The organism is Elstera litoralis, from assembly GCF_000963705.1.
Classification (GTDB): domain Bacteria; phylum Pseudomonadota; class Alphaproteobacteria; order Elsterales; family Elsteraceae; genus Elstera; species Elstera litoralis.
Window position 1 is genome coordinate 1 of sequence record NZ_LAJY01000637.1, and the last position, 1,675, is coordinate 1,675.

Consider the following 1,675-nt stretch of genomic DNA (forward strand, 5'->3'; position numbering starts at 1 on the left):
CGGTCCTAATCCCGGCACCGCTCGTGCCCGGTCAACCTTTGGCACCGGTCGAACCCGGCCTGCTGCGCGATAGCCCCTATGGGCCGATCCCGCGCCTGTCAGCGGACCGCAAGCGCGCGCCCTGGCAGGTCTATGCCGCGCCGTTCGAGGCCCCAGACAGCAAGCCGCGCCTTTCGGTGGTCGTGACGGGCCTCGGCCTGGCCCGCGACGTGACGGAACGGGCGATTGCCACCCTGCCGCCGCAAATTTCGCTAAGCTTCAGCCCCTATGCCGCCGAAACGCCGAATGCGGTGGCGGCAGCCCGCCAGCGCGGGCACGAGGCTTTGCTCGATCTGGCCTTGGAGCCGGAAAACTACCCGCGCATCGACCCCGGCCCCGCCACCTTGATCGGCGCTTATTCGGGGAGCGATAATGTGGCGCGGCTCGATTGGGTACTGGCGCGGGCACAGGGCACCATCGGGGTGATTGCCCAGTTCGGCCCCTCCTTCGGGGCCAGCGCGATGGCAATGGCCCCGATTGCTCAGGCGTTGCGCGAACGCGGACTGATGTATGTGGATAATCAGGCCAGCGACCATCCGGCGATGATGCGGCTGTCGCGCGATTTCGCCGTGCCGTGGGCTTTCGCCAATGCCGCCTTCGCCCCCGGCATTGCGGACGAGGCGGCAACCCTGGTCGCAACCCTGCACCAACTCGAAAAAGCCTCCACGGTTCAACGCTCGATGCTGGCGCTGGTGCCGGTTAGCCCGGTTGCCATTCAAACGATTGCCAATTGGGCCAAAACGGTGGAGCCGCGCGGCTTTGCCCTCGCCCCGGTCAGCGCTATCGCCAGCCGCCAGGACGAGCGGGACGTAGGCCGCAAATGACAGCAACGCGCGAGGTTGATGGGGCGCGCTACCGCCTCGGCGTCGGGCTGATGCTGGTCAATAACGCTGGGCTGATCTTCGTCGGCGAGCGCGACGATACCCCCGGCGCGTGGCAAATGCCGCAAGGCGGGATCGACGAGGGCGAGGATCCGCGCGAAGCCGCCTTGCGCGAACTCGGTGAGGAAATCGGCACCAGCGCCGCCCACATCGTCGCGGAAAGTGCCGATTGGCTGCGCTACGAGTTCCCGGATTTTCTGGCTGGGAAAGCCTTCAAAGGCAAATACGCCGGGCAGATGCAAAAATGGTATCTGCTGCGCTTCGAGGGTACGGACGCCGATATTCGCCTGGACGCTCACGAGCAGGAATTCGTGCAGTGGCGCTGGGCCAGCCCGGACGAGGTGATTGCCGCCATCGTGCCGTTCAAACGCGGGCTCTATGAAACCATCCTGGCGGAATTTGCCTCTGAATTGCGCCGAATCGCGGCGGGGGCGTAAGCTCAGTCGGTGAGGCGAAACGGAATCTCCACTTCCGCCCACCCGGCGACGGGGTTTCCGTTGAATTCAGCCGGATAGAGGTGCCAAAGCCGCGCGGCGTTTTGGGCGGCTTGATCGAGCAGGCGATGCCCGGAGCTTTTTAGGATAGCCGCCTCCTCCACCTGCCCGCTGGGGCTCACGATCAATTTTAACCGCACGGTACCTTCGAGTTCATCGCGGCGCGCTAACTCCGGGTAGATTGGTGGCTTCTGGTCGCGCGCGCGAAGACGGGTGATTTGCACGGGCGCGGGCGGCGGGTTCAGGATCGGCCCAGGGTCG

The 1,675-nt window shown here is 65.6% G+C and carries 3 protein-coding genes; 2 read left to right on the forward strand and 1 reads right to left on the reverse strand.

The window, feature by feature from the left end; all coding sequences use genetic code 11:
- The coding region (locus tag VZ95_RS18495; RefSeq protein WP_052711933.1) for a divergent polysaccharide deacetylase family protein at nt 1-863 on the forward strand (863 nt) is incomplete at its 5' end.
- The gene (locus VZ95_RS18500; RefSeq protein WP_045777172.1) at nt 860-1,357 is read left to right on the forward strand and encodes an RNA pyrophosphohydrolase; all 498 of its coding nucleotides are present in this window, start codon (nt 860-862) and stop codon (nt 1,355-1,357) included. The genes VZ95_RS18495 and VZ95_RS18500, both read left to right, overlap by 4 nt.
- 2 nt (nt 1,358-1,359) lie before the next feature.
- Here VZ95_RS18500 and VZ95_RS18505 read toward each other — a convergent pair.
- On the reverse strand, nt 1,360-1,675 hold a 316-nt coding region (locus VZ95_RS18505; RefSeq protein ID WP_156995404.1), incomplete at its 5' end, for an energy transducer TonB.

Bases quoted from the DNA above. Each gene is read 5' to 3' on its own strand.
- VZ95_RS18500 (WP_045777172.1), top strand. From the start codon at position 860: ATGACAGCAACGCGCGAGGTTGATGGGGCGCGCTACCGCCTCGGCGTC.